Origin of the sequence: Ferrovum sp. PN-J185 (assembly GCF_001581925.1) — a bacterium.
Lineage (GTDB): Bacteria > Pseudomonadota > Gammaproteobacteria > Burkholderiales > Ferrovaceae > PN-J185.
Genome location: NZ_LQZA01000001.1, coordinates 578058 through 599100 on the forward strand (window position 1 = coordinate 578058; position 21043 = coordinate 599100).

General features: G+C 44.0%; 18 protein-coding genes and 2 pseudogenes. 13 read left to right on the forward strand and 7 right to left on the reverse strand.

Going from position 1 to position 21043, the window contains the following annotated elements; genetic code table 11:
- The first annotated feature begins 2 nt into the window (after positions 1–2).
- Positions 3–3035, forward strand: a complete 3033-nt coding sequence (locus FV185_RS02850) for a type III restriction-modification system endonuclease (RefSeq protein ID WP_067493356.1) — start codon at positions 3–5, stop codon at positions 3033–3035.
- On the opposite strand, the gene FV185_RS02855 is transcribed toward FV185_RS02850, so the two are convergent.
- Positions 3032–3748, reverse strand: coding sequence for a hypothetical protein (locus FV185_RS02855; protein ID WP_067493358.1), 717 nt, complete (start codon positions 3746–3748; stop codon positions 3032–3034). The two genes, FV185_RS02850 and FV185_RS02855, sit on opposite strands and share 4 nt — an antisense overlap.
- A 781-nt stretch (positions 3749–4529) precedes the next feature.
- On the opposite strand from FV185_RS02855, the gene FV185_RS02860 reads away from it, so the two are divergent.
- The 6 genes from FV185_RS02860 to FV185_RS02875 all read left to right on the forward strand — a co-directional run bounded on the left by FV185_RS02860 (position 4530) and on the right by FV185_RS02875 (position 6732).
- Positions 4530–4967 (forward strand): DUF6641 family protein, encoded by a 438-nt coding sequence (locus tag FV185_RS02860; RefSeq protein ID WP_067493360.1) that lies wholly within the window; start codon positions 4530–4532, stop codon positions 4965–4967.
- Positions 4968–5038: 71 nt separating this feature from the next.
- Entirely contained in the window at positions 5039–5194 is a 156-nt protein-coding gene (locus FV185_RS09530; RefSeq protein WP_156474158.1) for a hypothetical protein, read from the forward strand.
- Positions 5191–5562, forward strand: coding sequence for a DUF6876 family protein (locus FV185_RS02865; RefSeq protein ID WP_067493362.1), 372 nt, complete (start codon positions 5191–5193; stop codon positions 5560–5562). Before FV185_RS09530 ends, FV185_RS02865 begins: the two co-directional genes overlap by 4 nt.
- A 359-nt stretch (positions 5563–5921) precedes the next feature.
- Positions 5922–6059, forward strand: a complete 138-nt coding sequence (locus tag FV185_RS09535) for a hypothetical protein (protein ID WP_156474159.1) — start codon at positions 5922–5924, stop codon at positions 6057–6059.
- 60 nt (positions 6060–6119) lie between these two features.
- On the forward strand, positions 6120–6407 hold the full coding sequence (locus tag FV185_RS02870; protein WP_197457732.1) for a DNA-binding protein: 288 nt from the start codon (positions 6120–6122) through the stop codon (positions 6405–6407).
- Between the two features lies 1 nt (position 6408).
- Entirely contained in the window at positions 6409–6732 is a 324-nt protein-coding gene (locus FV185_RS02875) for a helix-turn-helix domain-containing protein (RefSeq protein ID WP_067493363.1), read from the forward strand.
- Between the two features lie 76 nt (positions 6733–6808).
- Here FV185_RS02875 and FV185_RS02880 read toward each other — a convergent pair whose 3' ends face one another.
- Both FV185_RS02880 and FV185_RS02885 read right to left on the reverse strand, forming a co-directional pair.
- Positions 6809–7096 carry an addiction module antidote protein gene (locus tag FV185_RS02880; protein WP_067493365.1) on the reverse strand — a complete coding sequence of 96 codons (288 nt, stop codon included), beginning with the start codon at positions 7094–7096 and terminating at the stop codon, positions 6809–6811.
- A gap of 2 nt (positions 7097–7098) precedes the next feature.
- Positions 7099–7332 carry a type II toxin-antitoxin system RelE/ParE family toxin gene (locus tag FV185_RS02885; protein WP_197457766.1) on the reverse strand — a complete coding sequence of 78 codons (234 nt, stop codon included), beginning with the start codon at positions 7330–7332 and terminating at the stop codon, positions 7099–7101.
- 703 nt (positions 7333–8035) lie between these two features.
- Here FV185_RS02885 and ilvD point away from each other — a divergent pair.
- Positions 8036–9895 (forward strand): dihydroxy-acid dehydratase, encoded by a 1860-nt coding sequence (gene ilvD, locus FV185_RS02890; protein WP_067493367.1) that lies wholly within the window; start codon positions 8036–8038, stop codon positions 9893–9895.
- A gap of 122 nt (positions 9896–10017) precedes the next feature.
- Here ilvD and FV185_RS02895 read toward each other — a convergent pair whose 3' ends face one another.
- A complete protein-coding gene (locus FV185_RS02895; protein WP_067493369.1) occupies positions 10018–10761 on the reverse strand; it encodes a class I SAM-dependent methyltransferase in 744 nt (247 codons plus the stop codon).
- A gap of 279 nt (positions 10762–11040) precedes the next feature.
- A pseudogene (locus FV185_RS02900) lies at positions 11041–11592 on the reverse strand (gamma-glutamyltransferase); the annotation flags it as partial.
- A 101-nt stretch (positions 11593–11693) separates the two neighbouring features.
- Here FV185_RS02900 and FV185_RS09850 point away from each other — a divergent pair.
- Entirely contained in the window at positions 11694–11834 is a 141-nt protein-coding gene (locus tag FV185_RS09850) for a ribbon-helix-helix domain-containing protein (RefSeq protein WP_082786998.1), read from the forward strand.
- Positions 11831–12895: an RNA-guided endonuclease InsQ/TnpB family protein gene (locus FV185_RS09390; RefSeq protein WP_082786999.1), complete on the forward strand. Its 1065-nt coding sequence runs from the start codon at positions 11831–11833 to the stop codon at positions 12893–12895. Before FV185_RS09850 ends, FV185_RS09390 begins: the two co-directional genes overlap by 4 nt.
- An 18-nt stretch (positions 12896–12913) precedes the next feature.
- Here FV185_RS09390 and FV185_RS02910 read toward each other — a convergent pair.
- Both FV185_RS02910 and FV185_RS02915 read right to left on the reverse strand, forming a co-directional pair.
- Positions 12914–13987, reverse strand: a pseudogene (locus FV185_RS02910) (gamma-glutamyltransferase family protein); the annotation flags it as partial.
- Positions 13981–15261 (reverse strand): MFS family transporter, encoded by a 1281-nt coding sequence (locus FV185_RS02915; RefSeq protein WP_067493374.1) that lies wholly within the window; start codon positions 15259–15261, stop codon positions 13981–13983. The pseudogene FV185_RS02910 and the gene FV185_RS02915, both read right to left, overlap by 7 nt.
- 122 nt (positions 15262–15383) lie before the next feature.
- On the opposite strand from FV185_RS02915, the gene FV185_RS02920 reads away from it, so the two are divergent.
- From FV185_RS02920 to dnaE, 3 genes are all read left to right on the forward strand, one after another.
- The gene (locus FV185_RS02920) at positions 15384–17036 is read left to right on the forward strand and encodes an acyl-CoA synthetase (RefSeq protein ID WP_067493376.1); all 1653 of its coding nucleotides are present in this window, start codon (positions 15384–15386) and stop codon (positions 17034–17036) included.
- 87 nt (positions 17037–17123) lie between these two features.
- Positions 17124–17594 carry a tRNA adenosine(34) deaminase TadA gene (gene tadA / locus FV185_RS02925; protein WP_067493377.1) on the forward strand — a complete coding sequence of 157 codons (471 nt, stop codon included), beginning with the start codon at positions 17124–17126 and terminating at the stop codon, positions 17592–17594.
- An 8-nt stretch (positions 17595–17602) separates the two neighbouring features.
- On the forward strand, positions 17603–21043 hold the full coding sequence (gene dnaE / locus FV185_RS02930; RefSeq protein ID WP_067493379.1) for a DNA polymerase III subunit alpha: 3441 nt from the start codon (positions 17603–17605) through the stop codon (positions 21041–21043).

A 21043-nucleotide genomic window follows, 5' to 3' on the forward strand; every position in this document is an offset into this window, starting at 1 on the left:
CGATGAAGCTTAAATTCAAAGTACAGGGCTATCAGACGCAGGCAGTGCAATCTGTTGTAGATTGCTTTGCAGGGCAATCTAATGGAAGCGGTGTTCAGTATCGTGTCGATCCGGGGCAAGCTCCTGCTGGTACAGAGCAGGCAAGGCTCTTTGAGATGGGCTTTAAGAATGCTGAACTGTCTATTCCCCAAAGCAAAGTCTTAGAAAACATTACGCAGGTTCAGCGTAGTCAGAACCTTGCAATTTCTCCAAATCTTGCGACTACCAAGGTCTGTCCCATCAATTTGGACATTGAAATGGAGACGGGTACTGGCAAGACCTATTGCTACATCAAGACAATTTTTGAGCTGAACAAGCTCTACGGATGGAGCAAGTTCATCATCGTCGTGCCGAGCATTGCGATTCGGGAGGGTGTGTACAAGTCTCTTCAAATTACAGCAGACCATTTCCTAGAAAGCTACGGCAAGAAGGCACGTTTCTTTATCTACAACTCTAAGCAGCTTCACAACCTTGAGAGCTATTCGTCTGATGCAGGGATTAACGTAATGGTCATCAACGTTCAAGCCTTCAATGCAACAGGCAAGGATGCTCGTAGGATTTACGAAGAGCTAGATGAATTTCAGTCACGCAGACCGATTGATGTGATCAAAGGCAATAGGCCGATCATGATATTGGATGAGCCGCAGAAGATGGAGGGTGCTAAGACTCTAGATTCTTTGAAAGAATTTAATCCCTTGATGCTGCTTCGCTACTCTGCGACACACAAAACAACGCATAACAAGATTCATCGTCTTGATGCACTGGATGCGTACAACCAAAAACTAGTTAAGAAAATTGCGGTACGTGGCATTTCAGTAAAAGGTTTGTCGGGAACAAACAGCTATCTTTACCTTGAAAGCATTCAGGTAAGTGCAAGCAAGCCGCCCGAAGCTCGCATTGAATTTGAAGTAAAGCAGAACAACGGCATTAAGCGTGTCGTTCGAAAGCTGACTAAGGGGCAAAACCTTTTCGATGAATCAAATGAGTTAGACCAATACCGTGACGGCTATGTAATTTCAGACATTAACGCGAACACTGACACTGTGAGCTTTACGAACGGCGTTGAGCTACTGGCAGGCGAAGCTGTAGGTGATGTGAGTGAGTCATCTTTACGTCGTATTCAGATCCGTGAAGCAATCAAAGCTCACTTCGAGAAAGAGCAGGTGCTCTTCCATCAAGGCATTAAGGTTTTGAGCTTGTTCTTTATCGACGAGGTTGTGAAGTACCGTGACTACAGCCAAGACGATGAGAAGGGCGACTACGCCCGCATTTTTGAAGAAGAGTACAACCTTGCGTTGAACGAGGTTCTAACGCTTGAGGACACTGCATACAACGCATACCTTAAGGGCATTCATACAGATCAAACACACAGCGGCTACTTTTCGATTGATAAAAAGACTAAGCGGCTTGTTGATCCTGAGACAAGCAAGAAATCGACTGAGGCAGACGACGTTGATGCGTATGACTTGATTCTTAAGGACAAAGAGCGTCTTCTGTCGTTTGCTGAGCCTGTGCGTTTTATCTTCTCTCATTCTGCTTTGCGTGAAGGTTGGGACAATCCCAACGTCTTTGTAATCTGCACCTTGAAGCACAGCGACAACACAATTTCACGTCGTCAAGAAGTTGGTCGAGGGCTGCGTTTGTCTGTAAACCAGCATGGTGATCGCATGGACAATCCTGCAACCGTTCACCAAGTGAACGTGCTGACAGTGGTTGCTAGCGAGAGCTACAAAGACTTTGTAACTGCTTTACAGCGTGACATTAGCGATTCTCTGTCTGAGCGGCCTCGCGTTGCTAGTGAGTCATATTTCGCAGGCAAGGTGCTTAAGCTTGAAAGTGGTGACGTTGAGGTAACACCTCAGATCGCCAAGCAAATCTACAAGTACCTTCTGAAAAATGACTACACAGACGATGCAGATCGTGTTGCTGAGAAGTACCACGAAGACAAGCGTAATGGCACTGTTGCAGCTTTGCCTGATGAACTAAAGCCGTATGCCGAGCAAGTTTTTGCATTGATCGACAGCGTATTCAATGAGGCTCAAATTCCTTTACCTGAAAACGACAGGGGAGCTAAAACGAACCCTTTAAATTCAAACTTTGAGAAGAAGGAATTTAAAGAGCTTTGGAACAGGATCAATCGTAAAGCTGCTTACAGCGTTCACTTTGACAGTGCCGAGCTTGTTTCCAAGAGTGTTGCTACTCTTGATACTGAGCTTCGAGTTGCACCATTGCAGTACACCGTACATCGTGGCGAACAGGAAGCTGTGGCTACCTATGAAGATGTGAAACGTGGGGATGCATTTAAGCTGACTGAGACTGAAACGGCTACAGAGCGTGTGTCAGTGCATTCGTCGGTCAAGTATGACTTGGTTGGGAAAATTGCAGAAGCGACACAGCTTACGCGATCTACCATTGCCAATATTCTTAAGGGCGTTTCTGTGGCTGTCTTTGCACAGTTCAAGACGAATCCCGAACACTTTATTGCTGAAGCTAGTCGTCTGATAAATGAACAAAAGGCAACATGCATCATTGAGCATCTGACCTACGATCCGATTGCTGAAACGCATGACATTGATATTTTCACTAGCTCTCAGAGCAAGCAGGACTTTTCAAAAGCAGGGGCACAGCTCAAGCGACATATTTATGACTACGTTGTTACAGATTCTGACGTTGAGCGTCGCTTTGTGACCGAACTGGATACAAGTGATGAAGTTGTTGTCTATGCCAAGCTGCCTAGGGGATTTTTCATTCCTACACCTGTAGGCTCGTACAACCCCGATTGGGCTATTTCGTTCAAGCAAGGCAGCGTCAAGCACATTTACTTTGTCGCCGAGACTAAAGGCTCAATGTCGACCATGCAGCTAAGCGAGATTGAAAAATCTAAGATCAACTGTGCCCGTAAGTTTTTTGAGGAAATAAACAAGACGGTTGACGCTTCCAAGGTCAAATATGACGTGGTTGATAGCTACGGCAAGCTGATGGAGATTGTTGGCTAATCATCATCTTGCTCGTTCATTACTTCGAGAAGCTTGGCTAATTTTGTGCTGGATGAAACGTCTTTTTCGGGCGTTTCATACAGCAACTCATTCAACGCTGCTTCTACGGATTGAAGCTTTACATCTTGCTTGCTTTGAAATGAAAGCACGGACGATTTAGTTGACTGACCGAAGTGACTCCGTGACACGATGACACGAGGCACGCTATCAAAATCAAGTCCTAGGTCGCTTTTATGACCAAAACTAATTGGACGATCAAACCAAGCTTTTAGGCTAGGGTCAATCTGAATTATTTCTTCAAGATGCTCTAAAACACGCTCAAAGTGGCCATCCGTTTGGTTGACTAGCTTTTTTGCTGTGCTGTGTTTGCCGTGCCTGCTAAATGCATCTGCTTTGTTGTACGAGAAGATAGCAACACGAAGCAATTTTTCATATTTTTTGATTGGCTCGGGCTTTTCCTTCGATTCTTGACGTAAAGACCTTTGAGCGTCCCAGTTGTAGAGCATGTCTTGATATTGAGTGGCTGTCAGCCAAGTTTTCAACTGCCTGTTTTGAACATTTTTTCCCGACTTTAGGGAAGCGATCATTGTTTTGAGCTTTTCGGCTGTTTTGCTTTCAGCAAGTGACAGCTTACGAAGCTTTCGTTGATTGTTGGCTTTAGCTATGGCTTTTCTAATATCGTTGAGCGTCTTTGGCTTGTTTTTGGCGTTCATTGCGATCTTTCATTAGGCGTAAAAAAATCGTGCATTTTTTAAATTATGCACGAACTTTATACGCTTAAGCGTGTCATCGTTCACTTGTTCGTTGTGTCATCGTGTCACGGTACTTTAATGATCGCACTTCGTGCAATCAACGTTCTGTATTTCTCACACTCACATTCGTTCGCATCGAAATACATTCCGTCTTTTTTCTTCTTTCACTAGGAAGCACAAGCCAAGCCCTGCTAAAGGGCTTGACTCATGTTCAAACCTTTCACCGAGGTCTTTCGAACAACTGATAACACACAACCTTGATTACAAGGAAGGCAGGTATTGCTATCTCCTATTACGTGCCGTCTTACACAGCCAATCTGCGGTCTATATCAGGAACCGTTGCAGACGGCTTGTGGGTTTATTTCATTGGCGTTCCCACTCACTTTCAGCCTAAATTTATAAGCCTATATTCATGCATTGCTGCATTACCAACCATTCCAACATCGCAAACGAGACTGCTACAGAGGAGCGTCGTTTAAGGCAGCCAGCCATCAGCTGGGTAGTGCGATGAGGCGAACAGCAAGAAGTTCGTTTGCTTACCGTCACACATCAGAACGGATTACGCAGCACTATGACAATCGGCGTGCCAACCTTAGCCTTGCTTGTATTTTTATTTAGTCTCGCTGATATGAATACGCTTTATTTCTGAATCTGATCTATTCAAAGCCTATCTTTTCGGTTGTCCATGCTGGCGATCAGAAAATAAAGTTGTGTTGCCCTGTAAATAACGAAAGGAAAAACAATGGCAACGCTTGCATCACTCAAACTCGTAGCAGCTAAAAAACCTACAAATCAACCGCCTGTTGTACATCGTCGCAACAAACTCAGCAGCAAGCTGTTCGAGCAAATCCAGCTCGCTACAGCACAAAGCGAAGGCGGTACATACGCTCCGACACGCACTAAGACTGTCACGAACGCCGACGGTGAACGTGTTGTTGTGACTCAGCTAAAACGCATCAAGCCTTGGTGGTTTGTTGGTGAAAACGGCAAGGTCTGCATTGCCATTCGATACGGAGCAAAAGTCATCGAATTGAGTAAAGGCAAAACGGCTATCGAAGTGACTAGTCCGGCAGGCTTAATCGAAGCACTTGAAACGGTCAACGCTGCTGTTCTAGCAGGAGAGCTAGACGCTCAGATTGAAGCTGTGTCGGGACAAATCCGTAACTTGTTTGTTAAGTGAATTGCTGTACGAGCTGGCAATCTCAAAACTGTCAGCTCGTCATATCCATAAATAAACAAGGAGGACTTGCTATGCGAGCTATGGAATTTACGAACACTGCACAACAGAATGTGACAGCTATGAAGCAACAAGCTAAGGCGGCACAAAAACGTGCAAAAGAAGCGGCTTTGCGACTCAAGCTTAGAAACGATCAACAGCGTCTAGCTCAAGTGATGGCACAACCATGACAAATAAAGCATCGCTTGAAATTGAATCGGCACTGCGTCAGTTCACTGGTACGGAGCACTATTACAGAACGAACGGCAATCTTGTCGTCACAGACGGCGTGAAGTTCCTTGCCGATGAAGCTAAATGCTATTGGCTGCTTGATCTTTATGCTTCGCACTTAATTGGCGTTCACGGCGAGCAGGAAAGCTTCACCGTACTGAAGCTGACTCGTGTGGGTGCAGGTGCAAAAGTCGTTATCGAAGATGGCAACGGCAATCAGTTGGCACAGCAGCATATTGAGTACACAGACTTTCCGCTTGCAAGCGTTACGCTTTACGGCGTTTGGGATGGAAGCATGTGGATTGTGATGCTGACTAGCGAATACTAGAGACTGCCGAAACTCCACCAAACGAATCAAAATCGCATGGTTTTGGTTGGTTGTGGATGATCGCATGTCATCCTTGCACACGTTGATGAGAGATAGCTTAAATGGTTAGAGTAGGGCTATAGTGCGTCACTAAGTTTTGTGCTCCTGCACACCGTGTAACCCCTCAAAGTGTAAAATGTTGATTCTGTAAGCGTTTTTATTTTTTCTAAGGACGCATTAACCAAGGTAACTTGCACAAAAGTTACACAGCACTATTAACGGAGTCGTAAGTGATTGAAAATAAACATGAAATTACTTACGTTACTATTGAGTGGGAGTGAAGTCGTTTTTTAACGTATTGATGTTGTTGAATATATCTAATGCCATTGATGATTGCGCTTGCGTCATCAATGGCATTTTTCATGGTGGTAGCAAAGCAATCGGCAGTATGCGGGGGGATACCACTAATCGGACTGGACGGCCCTCATGGTATCGCGAGGTACGGTGGCAATCCTTGAAAGACAGGATGGCTGCTTGACAAGATACGGGAATCCAGTATAAAATTATACATGTGAACAGTGATCGAAACCCCGACATTTCAGAAGCAGGCCGAGAAGCTGTGGTCAGAGGACGAGCGGCTGGTCTTCATCGACTGGATTGCAGCGAACCCGCTGGCCGGGGATGTGATCCCAGGTGCGGATGGCGCACGCAAGGTTCGCTGGAGCCGTGCAGGATCTGGCAAGTCAAGCGGTGCGCGGGTGATCTACTTTAATCTGACTGAGCAGGAAGTGGTGTTGCTGGTAGCGGTGTATGCCAAAGCTGAACGCGCCAACATGCTTCCCGCCGAAATCAAAAAGGTGGTGTGAAATGGGTATCAAGAAAATCGACGTAGAGAAGGTGGCGACGGCTATCGAGGCCGATGCCGGTGAGGCATTTCTTGATTTGCGGCAAGCACTTGCAGAGGCGAAGGCAGGACTTGGGCGTGTCACAACTCCGGAGCAGATCATCGTGCGTCAAGCGCGGGAGAAGACCGGGTTGACGCAATCCGCGTTCGCCGAGCGCATTGAGACCCCCGTGGCAACGTTGCGTGACTGGGAGCAAGGTCGGTTCTCCCCTCCGGGAGGGGTGCTGTGCCTGCTTCGGCTGATCATCAAGCATCCCGAGTTGTCTCAAGAGTTGAGCACCGCATGAAATTTTCTGAACGTGATACTTTTCATGGCATCGAATGCGGACCAAAACTATCTATGTTGATGTATTCAAAATCAAATTAAGTGTGAATGCTGATCTTTAAGCCCAAAGCATTAATAACTTTAGTGATAGTTTCAAAACGAGGTTGTGAGCCTGGACTTAATGCTTTGTAGAGACTTTCACGGCCTAAGCCAGAGTCTTTAGCAACTACAGCCATACCTTTAGCTTTAGCAATATGGCCTAGTGAGCGAATAAGCTCATCATTGTCACCATCTTCCAATACTTGGGACAAATATTCTGCAATGGCCTCTTCGCTATCTAGATGGCGAGTGATATCAAATGCTTTTAGTTTTTGTGTTTTTTTGATAATTAAAACTCCTTAGCCAATTCAATAGCCTTTTTAATATCTGATTGCTGTGTACTTTTGGTTCCACCTGCCAACAAGATCACCATGACCCGCTCTCTCATTATGTAGTACACCCGATAACCAGCACCCACATCAATACGCATCTCTGACACACCATCACCTACAGACTTCACATCACCCAAATTGCCATTTTCTGCGCGCTCAATACGCCTAGCGATTGCTACTTTGGCGCGGATATCTTAAACGGCATCGTGCCATGCTTCAAATGACTCGGTTTGTTGGATGATGTAAGGCATATGATCATTGTATCCATTTAGATACAAATGTCAATTGACCCCAAATAGCCTTTAGAGAACAAGTAATCTGTCCGGGGTTGTAGCAAATGATCTATCCTGTTTTAATTTTATCTCTCAAGGAAGGGATAAGCAGGTATCTTTCAGGGTAGTTGTTACGTGTATTTATAGGCGATCTAATTAGTCAATGCGACGCAGGCTTCGACCTAACCCTGCGCCTATCATTGACGTACTTACCCGGGATTAGTTTCCTAGCCAATTGATTTTGCGGCTGTTAACTCATCAGTTTTGTCTACTCGTTGCGGTAGGATTTGATAAACTACGGGAAACACGTTTAATCATGATTCATAGCACCGTAATCGAGTCTCCAACATTCCAGAAGCATACCGTGAAGTTGTGGTCAGATTACGATCGACTGGCCTTCATCGATTGGATCGATGCGAATCCGCTGGTCGGGGCGGTATCTTTCAGGATAGTTGAATATAATTACTTTTCATATACTAAGTCATGAGAAGCGATATTGATAATTTCTAGTAATCAACTCATCAAAACCAATTAGTGTCGTTGTATTCGATTTCCCATAGAAGATAGTTTTCGTGATATCTTTTACTATTTAATAGTTCATATTCATTAAGCGGATAGTGTTATGCCTAAATATCGTTCTCATACCTCCACGCATGGCCGTAATATGGCTGGAGCACGTTCCTTGTGGCGTGCAACAGGCATGAAAGATGGTGATTTTAATAAACCTATTATTGCTGTAGCTAATTCTTTTACTCAGTTCGTACCTGGTCATGTGCATTTAAAAGACTTAGGGCAGTTAGTAGCTCGCGAGATTGAGAAAGCAGGTGGGGTAGCTAAAGAGTTTAATACAATTGCAGTGGATGACGGTATTGCTATGGGACACGATGGCATGCTCTATAGCCTCCCAAGTCGTGAGTTAATCGCCGATAGCGTTGAATATATGGTTAATGCTCACTGTGCTGATGCATTAGTTTGTATTTCTAATTGCGATAAAATTACACCAGGCATGTTGATGGCAGCTATGCGCCTTAACATCCCTGTTATTTTTGTATCGGGTGGTCCAATGGAAGCAGGGCGCGTACGTCTTGCCAATCCAACGACTAATACCGTTGAAATCAAAAAACTTGATTTAATTGATGCCATGGTAATGGCAGCTGATAGTAAAGTCTCTGACACAGATCTTGCCGAAGTGGAACGCTCTGCCTGTCCAACTTGTGGATCATGTTCTGGTATGTTCACTGCCAACTCCATGAACTGCCTCACAGAAGCATTGGGTTTATCTTTTCCTGGTAACGGGACAGTGGTTGCGACCCACGCTGATCGTGAACAACTTTTCAAAAGAGCGGGGCAACATATTGTAGAACTTGCTAAACGTTACTATGAACGAGAAGATAGTACAGTTCTTCCACGATCAATTGGATTTAAGGCTTTTGAAAATGCCATTGCGCTAGATATTGCTATGGGTGGTTCTACTAATACCATATTACATTTGCTGGCCATTGCTCAAGAAGCGCAAATTCCATTCACCATGGCAGATATTGATCGTATGTCTAGAGTGGTCCCACAACTCTGTAAAGTGGCACCCAATACCAATAAATACCATATTGAAGATGTCCATCGGGCAGGTGGCATTATGGCTATATTGGCTGAACTCAACCGTGCCGGAAAATTACATACTGATGTACCAACGATCCATGCAACAACCATGGGGGAAGCATTAAAAGAGTGGGACATTATGGGGCATGTATCTGAGACGGTACAAACTTTTTATAAAGCAGGCCCTGCAGGCATCCCAAGTCAAGTTGCTTTTAGTCAAAATACTCGCTGGCCGACTCTTGATACCGATCGTGCTCAAGGATGTATCCGTTCTGTCGAGCATGCTTTCAGTAGTGAGGGGGGATTAGCAGTCTTACGTGGCAATATTGCTCTTGACGGATGTGTGGTGAAAACCGCTGGTGTTGATGACAGTTTGCTCGTATTCGAAGGCCCCGCACATGTGGTGGAGTCGCAGGAGGAGGCGGTTGAGAATATTTTAAATGATAAAGTGAAAGCGGGTGATGTTGTGGTGGTTCGTTATGAAGGACCTAAGGGTGGGCCTGGCATGCAAGAGATGCTTTATCCAACAAGTTATATAAAATCAAAAGGATTAGGTAAAGCCTGCGCATTACTTACCGACGGACGTTTTTCCGGTGGCACATCAGGATTATCTATTGGGCATTGTTCTCCTGAGGCTGCCGCAGGGGGTGCGATTGGTTTGGTTAGAAACGGCGATCGAATTCGTATCGATATCCCTCAGCGTAGTATTAATGTACTAGTGAGTGATGATGAATTAAACCAACGCCGTATTGAACAAAATCAGTTGGGATGGAAGCCAGTGAAGCCAAGACCCCGTAAAGTGTCTACTGCTCTCAAAGTGTATGCCAAATTTGCGACCTCAGCTGATAAGGGTGCGGTACGTGATACCTCAGACTTTGAAGATTAGTGTCTCAGAGATAGTGAAAAAGGTTGAGATTAAGATCCAGAATGTGGTGTAAAAAGAAAAGCTTTTTTAAGCTATCCCATTCTGGATCAACAACTAATAGATTGTTTGTGACTTATGGGTTACTAAACTAATTTTCCAACACGTAGATTAATGGGCCAACTGACTGATAATTTGGCTTCTTGTTCTGGCCAGTAGTGTTGAAGAGAAGTAAAAAAGTCATTAAGTAGATGGTCTTTGTTTTCTGCAAGTATTCTTTTTGTAGCAGACCACGTACTAATATAGCCAACCAACTCCATCAGATTCCATTCAAGCTCAATATGTAAAATAGGCGTGGTAACCTCTGTAAAAGGGAAGGGAAGTGTTTTGTATCCTTCATCTACTAAACGTCTCTCGGGTGGCCAAAAGGTGGCGATATCTTCATAGTAGAACTGTTGGAATAGTTCATTTATGTCCGCAGAGTCAATTCGTAATACCCCATAACTAATTAAAGCCAACACACCACTGGGTTTCAGTACTCTTTTTACTTCAGAGTAGAACAGATCTAGATTAAACCAATGAGCAGCCTGTGCAGCAGTCAGTAAATCAGCGCAGTGATGTTTGAGAGGTAATTGTTCTGCTGAAGCGGTCTGATATTGAATGCTGGGGTGTTTAATAGCATGCTGTAACTGATCAAAGCTGGGATCCATTCCTAATACTGATTGAAAATGAGATGACAGTAATTGAGTTAATTGACCGCTCCCACACCCCACATCAATAGCGCATTCATGATGAGGCGTTAAGGTTGACAAATAATGGCTAAGCGCTACTGGATAGTGAGGTCGATAATGAGCGTAGTTTTTACCGCCCTCAGTAAACCAATTTAGCATTCATCTTCCTTAAAATAGAGTCATCAACGAGTTAATGGGCGATTTGGGTGTTTATGTAACCTATCGCGAAATCCGCTATTAGAGGATTTTCTTTCTTCAGCTTTGATTATAAACACTCGATGACAATCATTACATTGGTATTTATCTTTGCCAATATGGTTGAGGTTAGTGGATCGGCAACCATGAAATAAGCAGCGCAACATATTACACCTCATCAAAAATAATCTAATTTAGATTATCTGATGGACTAATTAGTATAGCTATACGTACATTAGCGTGTTAAAAACCCACCGCTTGGCCGTCGCGTCTGGGGTCACTCGCTGCCACATAACCATCATCTGGATTGTTACTTAAGCGCCAAATAAATTGTCCTGCTCCAAAATCCATATATGGATCGAAAAGGGGTTGTTGATGATGTCCCTTGTTAATTAATGATTGAATGGTGCTGGGTGTCATAGACGACTCAAAATCAAGAGAAAAATCTCGATTTACCTTCCAGCGTGGTGCATCACATGCAGTTTGTGGTTGCTGTTTATAATTTAGCATCCTTACTAAAGTCTGCACATGCCCTTGAGGTTGCATATCCCCACCCATTACTCCAAAACTCATGACAGGTTCAGTGTCTCCTTGTTCGTTTTGACGGGTAACAAAGCCAGGAATAATGGTGTGAAAAGGTCTTTTACCTGGAACAACCACATTGGGCGAGTGCTTGTTTAGTGAAAAGCCATAGCCACGATTTTGTAAGCTAATGCCATATTTATCTACCACCACCCCTGAACCAAATCCCATATAGTTACTTTGTATGAAAGATACCATCATGCCTTGTTCATCGTATTCTCCGCGAGAAACCACGGCGTTCAGGCCGAGGAGGTAGAGCGGGCGTCCCGGTGGAACGCTTGAAATCCGCTGTGATGTGTGTATAATCGGCAGGTATGAAACGATCTAACATATTCCTGCCATTGCAATTTCTTGACCGTCTTCGTGCGCTTGCAGACAAGACCGGGATTACTATGTCGGAGCATATCCGGCGGGCCGTCGAGGAGTATCTGAAACGCAAGGAACGCGAAAAGTGATCCTCGTTTACCGTTACCGCGTAAAGTCTCTCAATGGTTTGCTGAACAAGCAGTCGCGGGCTGTGAACATGGTTTGGAATTACTGCAACGACATTCAGAAGCAGGCGCTCAAGTGGAACAAACGCTGGCCGACCGGGTTTGATCTGAACAAACTGACCACTGGGAGCAGTAAGGAGCTTGGCCTGCACGCCGGTACTATCAACGCTGTTTGCGAGCAGTATGCCAAGTCCAGAAAACAGCATAATCGTCCGTACCTTCGCTGGCGCAGCAACAAGCGATCTCTCGGATGGGTGCCGCTGAAAGGGCGTGATCTGAAACGTGAGGGCAACGCTTTCCGGTTTTCCAGCAACACCTTTCGCGTCTTCAATTCCCGCGCTATCCCTGAAGGCAAAATCAAGGACGGAACAAACTTCAGTCAGGACAGACTGGGCAACTGGTATCTGAACATCGTGATCGACATTCCTGAGACCGAGGCAAGACCAATCCAATCCGGTGTTGGCATTGATCTTGGCCTGAAAGACTTTGCCACGCTTTCCACGGGCGAGAAGATCGCCAGCGAAAGGCAATACCGAAAACTCGAAAGCCGTCTTGGAATCGCGCAACGAGCCAGAAAAAAGCGAACCGCTGCACGAATCCACGCCAAGATCGCCAACCGACGCAAGGACTTCAACCACAAACTCTCGACCCGCATCGTGCGTGAGTTTGATTACATCGCGGTAGGGAATGTCAACGCCGCCGGACTTGCCAAAACCAGCATGGCCAAGTCCGTTCTCGATGCAAGCTGGTCGTTCTTTCGCAACACGCTCGCGTACAAAGCCGTTAGGCACGGGGCATGGTTTGAGGAAGTCAATGAAAGGTTCACCACCCAGGTTTGTTCGTGCTGCGGGAGCGTATCCCAAAGCAGTCCGAAAGGTAGGGCAGACCTTGGAATGAGAAGCTGGACTTGTCTTGATTGCGGTGTTGAACATGATCGTGATGTGAATGCTGCGTTAAATATCCTGTATAAGTCTGGTTTCGGTTCGGGACATCGAACCCCTGCTGAGGGAATCTCCGCTCTTTAGGTCGGAGAGGATGTCAACTGCCACTGTGAGATAGATTGTGCCCCCTAAAGCAGGAACACTTCCCTTGAGAGTAGAGGCTTTATCAAGAGAGATTAATTTTGCACGCTCTTTAAGATAATTCTCATCTAATAACTGTTCAACACTGACCGTCATGCTAGAGGGATCAGCCACATGCTGATAAACGTCAAAAAATGCGAGTTTCATGGCTTCAATCTGAAGATGAAGGCTTTCTACTGAATCCACTGCATAGTCTTTTATTGGGCAATGTTTCAATATACCTAGAGCCATGAGAGCTGCAATGCCTTGCCCATTGGGAGGGATTTCATGAACTTCATAGCCCTCATAGGAGGTATGAATGGGTTCTACCCAGAGTGCAGAATAGTTGCTTAAATCATCAAGAGTCATGGCACCACCATGCTCTCTAGCAAAACGAGCGATATGCTGAGCGATTTCTCCTTGATAAAAGCAATCAGCACCTTCTTTTGCTATTAAATCCAGTGTCTTAGCAATACTGGGAATAGTAAAGCGTTCTCCCGTTTGAGGGGCTCGACCAAAAGGCATGAAATGCTCTTTAAATCCAGGTTGGTTATGAAGTTCTGGGACAGCGAGTTGCCATTTTTTAGCCACTACTGGAGTGACCATAAAGCCACGTTTGGCAATATCAATGGCGCTTGAGAACAGATCTTGCCAAGGAAGTCGTCCAAAACGCTCATGTAATAATGACCACCCCTTTACCATTCCTGGGATAGTCACAGTATCAAAGCCACGTTTGGGGCGCGTGCCTGGTGTATATTTTTGGTTGAAGTAATTAAGATCCCAAGCCTGTGGGGCGCTACCTGATGCATTGAGTCCTTGTAATGATTGGCCATCCCATACGAGAGCAAAACAATCGCTGCCAAGCCCATTTGAGACGGGTTCCACGATGGTCATCACGGCGGCGGCAGCAATGGTTGCATCCACAGCATTGCCTCCTTGTTGCAAAATACGTAAACCCGCTTGAGCAGCGAGAGGATGTGAGGTAGAGACAATATTTCTAGCGAAAATCGGTGCTCTGGTACTTAAATAGGGATTGGTCCAATTAAATGTCATGATTCATCTTTATTAGATAAGTAAAGGTTAAGTTTAGGTAGGCTAATAGTGCTGATCAGAAAACTGATAAAAAGTATGACGGTCACATAAATATAAAAATAACTTTGTAAATTGATATTTTTAAGATACAAAGCAATAAACTCAGCGGTTCCACCGAAAACGGAATTAGCTACAGCGTAGGATAATCCAACACCGAGAGCTCGCAATTCAATAGGAAATAATTGAGCCTTTACAACTCCTGCAATTGAAGTATAGAAGCTGATGATGACCATGGCGCAGGTGATGAGTATGAATGCACTCAATGGGTCTGATACATGCACCAATAACGTCATAATGGGGTAGGTCAGTAAAGCCCCTAAACCGCTAAATAGCATCATACTTTTACGTGTACCAATACGGTCAGATAGTGCGCCAAATACAGGCTGAATTAACATATAGACAAACAACGTTGCAGTCATGACATGGCTTGCTGTTTTAATGGGTAAGTGAGAGGTATTGACTAGAAACTTATGCATGTAGGTGGTGAAGGTATAAAAACTCAGTGATCCGCCTGCAGTGAAACCAAAAACCACCATAAAGGCTTTTTTATGATAACGAAATAGTGCGTGAATGCTCCCTGCATGGGGATGAGTACGAGATTCATGAGTAAGCGTTTCTGTCATCGACTTACGTAGTTTTAAAGAAGCAATAGCAGTGAGTGCGCCAATAATAAATGGGATACGCCATGCCCACGTTTTTAATTGGACGTCAGTAAAAATCATTTCGAGAATGACGATGGTGAGTACGGCTAAGAGTTGTCCACCAATAAGCGTCACGTACTGAAAAGATGAGAGAAAACCACGTTGATGACTTAGTGCAACTTCGCTCATATAAGTGGCAGTTGCACCATATTCACCACCTACTGAAAACCCCTGAATTAGGCGTGCCATTAATAACAAGATAGGAGCAAAATACCCGACTGATGAATAGGTTGGCACAATGGCAACCATGAGGGAGCCTGCACACATCATTGTGACTGAAACGATGAGTGCTCGTCGACGCCCGTGGCGGTCAGCGAGTCGGCCAAAAAACCAACTACCAATAGGGCGCATAAAAAAGCCAACTGCATAGATTCCAGCAACGTTTAATAACTGTACGGTGGGGTTTGATTTAGGAAAGAAGTCGCTAGCAAAATAGACGGCGGTAAAGGCGAAAATGTAAAAATCAAACCATTCAACTAAATTACCTGATGAGGCGACAATAATTGATTTAATTGCTTGTTTTTTTATATTGTCCATATCGCTATATTATCCTTTTTCTGATGAGATCAATTATATTCACTTTTCACAGTGAATAAATATTGGGTTACACTGAAAATATGATGCAATAAAAAAATAAAAAACAGTGAGGAGGTTTCATCATGTATAACCAAGGGTTGGATCAAAACCAGGCCAACTTTACCCCAATATCACCTTTGTCATTTATCGAACGCGCAGCCCAAGTCTACCCCCATCATACGGCAATAGTTTATGGTGCATTAAGACGTGATTGGAGTGACACCTATCAGCGTTGCCGGCGTTTAGCAAGTGCACTGATCCAGTATGGTATTAAGCCAGGTGATACTGTTGCTGCTATGTTACCTAATACTCCTGCCATGGTTGAAGCGCATTTTGGCGTACCCATGTCTGGCGCTGTATTAAATACAATTAATACACGACTTGAACCGGACACCATTGCCTTTATTTTGCAACACGGTGAAGCACGGATGATTTTATTGGATCACGAATATGCCAAGGTAATGAAGCAGGCTCTTGATATTGCTGAAGAGAAATATGGTTTTTCTACGGATAATTTAATCATTGTTGATGTGGCTGATGATAATTTTACTGGGGATAAAACAGGATTAGGACAAATTGATTATGAGTCCTTGTTAAAGTTAGGTGATCCTCAATTTAACTGGTCATTACCCAACAATGAATGGGATGCTATTTGTTTAAACTATACTTCAGGGACAACGGGTAACCCTAAGGGAGTGGTATACCATCATCGCGGCGCTGCGTTGAATGCCCTGTCAAATATTCTTGAATGGGACATGCCAAAACATCCTGTGTACTTATGGACGCTTCCTTTATTTCATTGTAACGGTTGGTGCTTTGCCTGGACTGTGGCAGCGCGCGCTGGGGTTAATATCTGTCTCAGGCGTATTGATGCCAAAGACATTCTCAATCTAATGAAAACAGAAGGGGTAACACATTATTGTGCTGCACCTATAGTTCACAGCATGCTGATTAATGCTGATACTCATTTAAAAGTTGGACTGCCCACTAATATTAAGGCTATGGTGGCAGGAGCAGCACCTCCTGCTGCGATGATTGAGGGGATGGAGACCATGGGGATTGATTTAACCCATGTCTATGGTTTAACAGAAACCTATGGTCCTGCAGCGGTATGTGTAAAACACACTAATTGGCAGAATTTACCAATTGGCGAGAGAGCGGTATTAAATGCCAGACAAGGTGTGCGTTACCATTTACAAGAAGCAGTAACAGTCCTTGATCCTTTGACACTGACAGCTGTCCCCCATGACGGTGAAACCATTGGCGAAATTATGTTTCGCGGCAACATCACCATGAAGGGATACCTTAAAAATGCCAAAGCCACAGAAGAATCTTTTAGTGGTGGTTGGTTTCATACAGGTGACTTGGCAGTGGTTAATCCTGATGGCTATATTAAAATCAAAGATCGCAGTAAAGATATCATTATTTCAGGGGGCGAAAATATTTCTTCAATTGAGATTGAAGATGTACTCTACAGGCATCCGGCTGTGCTAGCGGTTGCTGTGGTTGCTAAACCGGATCCGAAATGGGGAGAAGTTCCTTGTGCGTTTGTTGAGATTAAAACGGGAGTAGATGTGTCTGAAGCGCAGTTAATAGACCATTGCCGACAAACGTTAGCTGGTTTTAAAGTACCTAAAGAAATAATTTTTGATGTTATACCGAAAACCTCCACGGGAAAAATTCAGAAGTTTGAATTACGGAAAAAAATAGGTTCAAGGCAAGCTATTGATGTTTAACATAACACAATTATTTTTTAGTATTTGGGACAAAATGATTAAATCTCACATGGTAAAATGACCAATTAAAATAATTACGTTATAAAAATGACCCTGCCAGGCAAGTCACTTGATGAATTTTATATGCAGCATGCCCTCCATCAGGCTGAGTTGGGAGGGCAGCACGGTGAAGTGCCGGTAGGTGCGATAGTTGTGTATAACAATGAAATTATCGCTCAAGGGTTTAATCAACCCATCAACCAACATGACCCTAGCGCTCATGCCGAGATTCAGGTATTACGTATGGCTGGGCAACAGTTAAACAACTATCGCTTACTTGATTGCACGTTATATGTCACATTAGAGCCTTGTGTTATGTGTGCCGGTGCTATTATGCATGCACGCATTCCCCGTTTGGTATATGCCGCTGCAGACCCTAAAACAGGAGCCTGCGGGAGTGTCATCAATGTGTTTTCAGAGACTAAATTGAATCACCATACTGAGGTACAAGGTGGGGTATTAGCGAGCCAATCAAGTCAGTTATTAAAATCTTTTTTTAGTGAAAGACGTATTAAGTAGGTTAAGTTATGTCTGAGTCAATAATCCATCCATTCGTTCATTTGCGTGTCCATACAGAGTATTCCATTACTGATGGCATCGTCAGGATTAGTGATTTACTTAAAGCTGCCGTGGATAATCAAATGGTAGCCATGGCTATAACTGATAACAATAATTTATTTGGCTTAATTAAATTTTATAGCGCTGCGCGCGCCAAAGGGATTAAACCCATTGTCGGTTGTGAGGTAACGATTGAGTCTGATGAGGAAGGGGGAGGCTCTTTCAAAGTTGTACTATTAGTTAAAAATAATCAAGGTTACTTTGCCTTATGTGACTTATTAAGTCGCGCTTATTTAACTGGTCAACATCACGGTATTGCGCATATTCAACGCTCATGGCTTGAACAGGCTTGTGACGGATTAATCGTTTTATCAGGCGGAGAGCGCGGTGATATTGGGCAGGCGTTATTACAAAATAATAAAAATCTAGCAAAACAGCGTGCGCTACGTTGGCAAACAGTTTTTGGTAATAACTTTTATTTAGAAATTCATCGAGTCGGTAGAGCCCAAGAGAAACTATGGGTTGAACACACTATCGATTTAGCAGTAGACCTTGATATAGCACTGGTTGCTACTCATCCGATTCAATTTCTCTCAGCTGATGACTATATGGCCCATGAGGCTCGAGTGTGTATTGCAGGGGGTTATCAGTTGGCTGACCCTAAACGCCCTAACGAATTTACTCGTGAACAATATTTTAAGAATCAGCGAGAGATGAATCAACTATTTGCTGATGTCCCTCAGGCCTTAGTCAATAGCGTAGAAATTGCTAAACGATGTAATTTGGAGCTAACCTTAGGTAAACCTAAGCTTCCTGACTTTCCCACTCCACCTGGAATGACGTTAGATGATTATCTGACTTCACTCTCTAAAGAGGGATTAGGGCAGCGTTTAGAAAAACTTTATCCCGACCTAGAGCTGCGAGAAAAAGAATATTCCACGTATCAAGCTAGGCTTGAGTTTGAACTCAATACCATTATTCAAATGGGCTTTTCTGGCTATTTTTTAATTGTGGCTGATTTTATTAATTGGGCCAAAAATAACGGTGTACCTGTGGGTCCAGGACGGGGTTCTGGTGCGGGATCCTTAGTGGCTTACTGTTTAGGCATTACAGATTTAGATCCACTGCGTTACGATCTGCTATTTGAGCGTTTTCTTAATCCAGAGCGTGTGTCTATGCCAGACTTTGACGTGGATTTTTGTCAAGATGGGCGTGATCGTGTTATTGAATATGTGCGAGAAAAATACGGACCGCAGTGTGTATCGCAAATTGCCACTTTTGGTACCATGGCAGCTAAAGCTGTAATTCGTGATGTGGGTAGAGTGTTGGAATTACCCTATAGTTTTGTTGATCAATTAGCAAAACTTATCCCCTTTGAAATTGGTATCACTCTAGAAAAAGCCAAGGCTCAGGAACCTCAATTGCTTCAACGTGCCGCAGAGGAAGAGGAAGTGGCGGAAGTACTTCATTTAGGAGAAATTCTTGAGGGAGTGACACGTAATGTGGGTATGCATGCCGGTGGGGTGTTAATAGCGCCAGGGAAGTTGACTGACTTTACACCACTTTATGCTGCTGAAGGCTCACAGGCTGTTGTTAGTCAATTTGACAAAGACGATGTTGAAAAAGTCGGCTTGGTGAAGTTTGACTTTTTAGGACTACGCACACTTACTATTTTAGATTGGGCAGAGCGTTTCATCCATCTCATCGCGGAAAATGAGGAAGAAAAAAGTTTTAAAATCGACCACATTCCATTAGATGACCCTATCACTTATAAACTGTTTGGATCAGGAAATACGACTGCGGTTTTTCAGCAGGAATCGCGGACAGCAAAAGATCTTGAAAAAAGACTTCAACCAGATCAATTTGAAGACATCATCGCCTTGATGGCACTTAACCGTCCTGGTCCTCTTCAGTCAGGGATGGTGGATGACTTTATTAATCGTAAACACGGTAAAGCGCGAGTTGATTACTTCCATCAATTACTTGAGCCAATTCTTACTCCCACATATGGGGTAATTGTCTATCAAGAGCAGGTGATGCAAATCGCCCAGATTCTTGCAGGCTATACTCTGGGTGCTGCGGATTTACTGCGCCGGGCTATGGGTAAAAAATTACCTGAAGAAATGGCAAAGCAACGAAGTCAATTTATTGAAGGGGCCAGTGTCCGTGGTATTCCAGTAAAACTGGCGACTCAGCTTTTTGATTTAATGGAAAAATTTGCTGAATATGGCTTTAACAAGTCTCACTCAGCTGCTTACGCATTAATTTCCTATCAAACAGCATGGTTAAAAGCACACCATACAGCAGCGTTTATGGCAGCCACTCTGTCGGGTGATTTAGATGACACAGACAAAGTCGCCACTTTTGTTGAGGATGCGCGAGAGAATCATCTTGAAATTCTTCCTCCTGATGTGAATTACTCTGTGTATCGATTTGTTCCTATTAATAAAAAACAAATTCGTTACGGATTGGGCTCTATTAAAGGAACAGGTGAATCCGCTGCCATTGAGATTGAGCGAGCACGAGTTGAAGGTGGACCGTTTACAAGCTTACTCGATTTTTGTTTAAGAACCGATAAAAGAATTGTTAACCGTCGCGTGGTGGAAGCGCTCGTTAAATCAGGCGCCTTTGATTTTACAGGGGAGCAACGCTCAACATTATTTAAAGCCATTGAACCGGCTTTTGAATTAGCAGAGCAGGCCGCCAATAATAGTCATCAAGGTGCTCTGTTTGGTGCTGTAGATGAGAGTGTGATTGTTGACACACTGGCGATGGAACCTGCCCCTCCTTGGCCGGTTAATGAGCAATTGGCTCATGAAAAGGCTGTGTTAGGTTTTTATTTTAGTGGCCATCCTTTTACACCCTATCGTCAAGAATTGTCTCAGTTAGTCGATCGTTCGTTAGCGGACTTGGTGCCCCATAATGAATTAGTCAAGGTTGCAGGTATTGTAGTGAGTACACGTATTCAGCAAACACGACGTGGACGAATGGGTATTGTGGTGTTGGATGACGCGACAGCAAAAGTGGAAGTGACTTTTTTTAATGAAGTGTTTGAAGAGGCGAGAGCTCTATTAAAAGAGGATCAAATCTTAGTCATTCACGGTAAACCCTCCCTTGATAATTATACTCAAGGAGTGAGACTGACTGCAGAAGCGGTATTTACGTTAAGTGAAGCACGTCAAATGCATGCCAAAGAGTTAATTGTCGAATTACAGCATAAACAGGATTTTGACATCATTAAAATACTTAACAATCCGACCCATTCTGGTGCTACTCCAGTGGTAGTTCGCTATAACAACAGTAAGGCAAGCGCTGAAATCCACTTGCCTCCTGTGACCCTAACGGATGACTTATTAAGTCACTTTGTACGTCCCTTGAGTGAAGGGCGGGTCCATATTCGTTATCGATAA

Coding starts and splice junctions, on each gene's coding strand:
- FV185_RS09535 (WP_156474159.1), top strand. CDS start 5,922: ATGCCATTGATGATTGCGCTTGCGTCATCAATGGCATTTTTCATGGTG.
- FV185_RS02895 (WP_067493369.1), bottom strand. CDS start 10,761: ATGCTAAATTGGTTTACTGAGGGCGGTAAAAACTACGCTCATTATCGA.
- FV185_RS02850 (WP_067493356.1), top strand. CDS start 3: ATGAAGCTTAAATTCAAAGTACAGGGCTATCAGACGCAGGCAGTGCAA.
- FV185_RS02875 (WP_067493363.1), top strand. CDS start 6,409: ATGGGTATCAAGAAAATCGACGTAGAGAAGGTGGCGACGGCTATCGAG.
- FV185_RS09530 (WP_156474158.1), top strand. CDS start 5,039: ATGCGAGCTATGGAATTTACGAACACTGCACAACAGAATGTGACAGCT.
- dnaE (WP_067493379.1), top strand. CDS start 17,603: ATGTCTGAGTCAATAATCCATCCATTCGTTCATTTGCGTGTCCATACA.
- FV185_RS02915 (WP_067493374.1), bottom strand. CDS start 15,261: ATGGACAATATAAAAAAACAAGCAATTAAATCAATTATTGTCGCCTCA.
- ilvD (WP_067493367.1), top strand. CDS start 8,036: ATGCCTAAATATCGTTCTCATACCTCCACGCATGGCCGTAATATGGCT.
- FV185_RS02855 (WP_067493358.1), bottom strand. CDS start 3,748: ATGAACGCCAAAAACAAGCCAAAGACGCTCAACGATATTAGAAAAGCC.
- FV185_RS02920 (WP_067493376.1), top strand. CDS start 15,384: ATGTATAACCAAGGGTTGGATCAAAACCAGGCCAACTTTACCCCAATA.
- FV185_RS02865 (WP_067493362.1), top strand. CDS start 5,191: ATGACAAATAAAGCATCGCTTGAAATTGAATCGGCACTGCGTCAGTTC.
- FV185_RS02860 (WP_067493360.1), top strand. CDS start 4,530: ATGGCAACGCTTGCATCACTCAAACTCGTAGCAGCTAAAAAACCTACA.
- FV185_RS09850 (WP_082786998.1), top strand. CDS start 11,694: ATGAAACGATCTAACATATTCCTGCCATTGCAATTTCTTGACCGTCTT.
- tadA (WP_067493377.1), top strand. CDS start 17,124: ATGACCCTGCCAGGCAAGTCACTTGATGAATTTTATATGCAGCATGCC.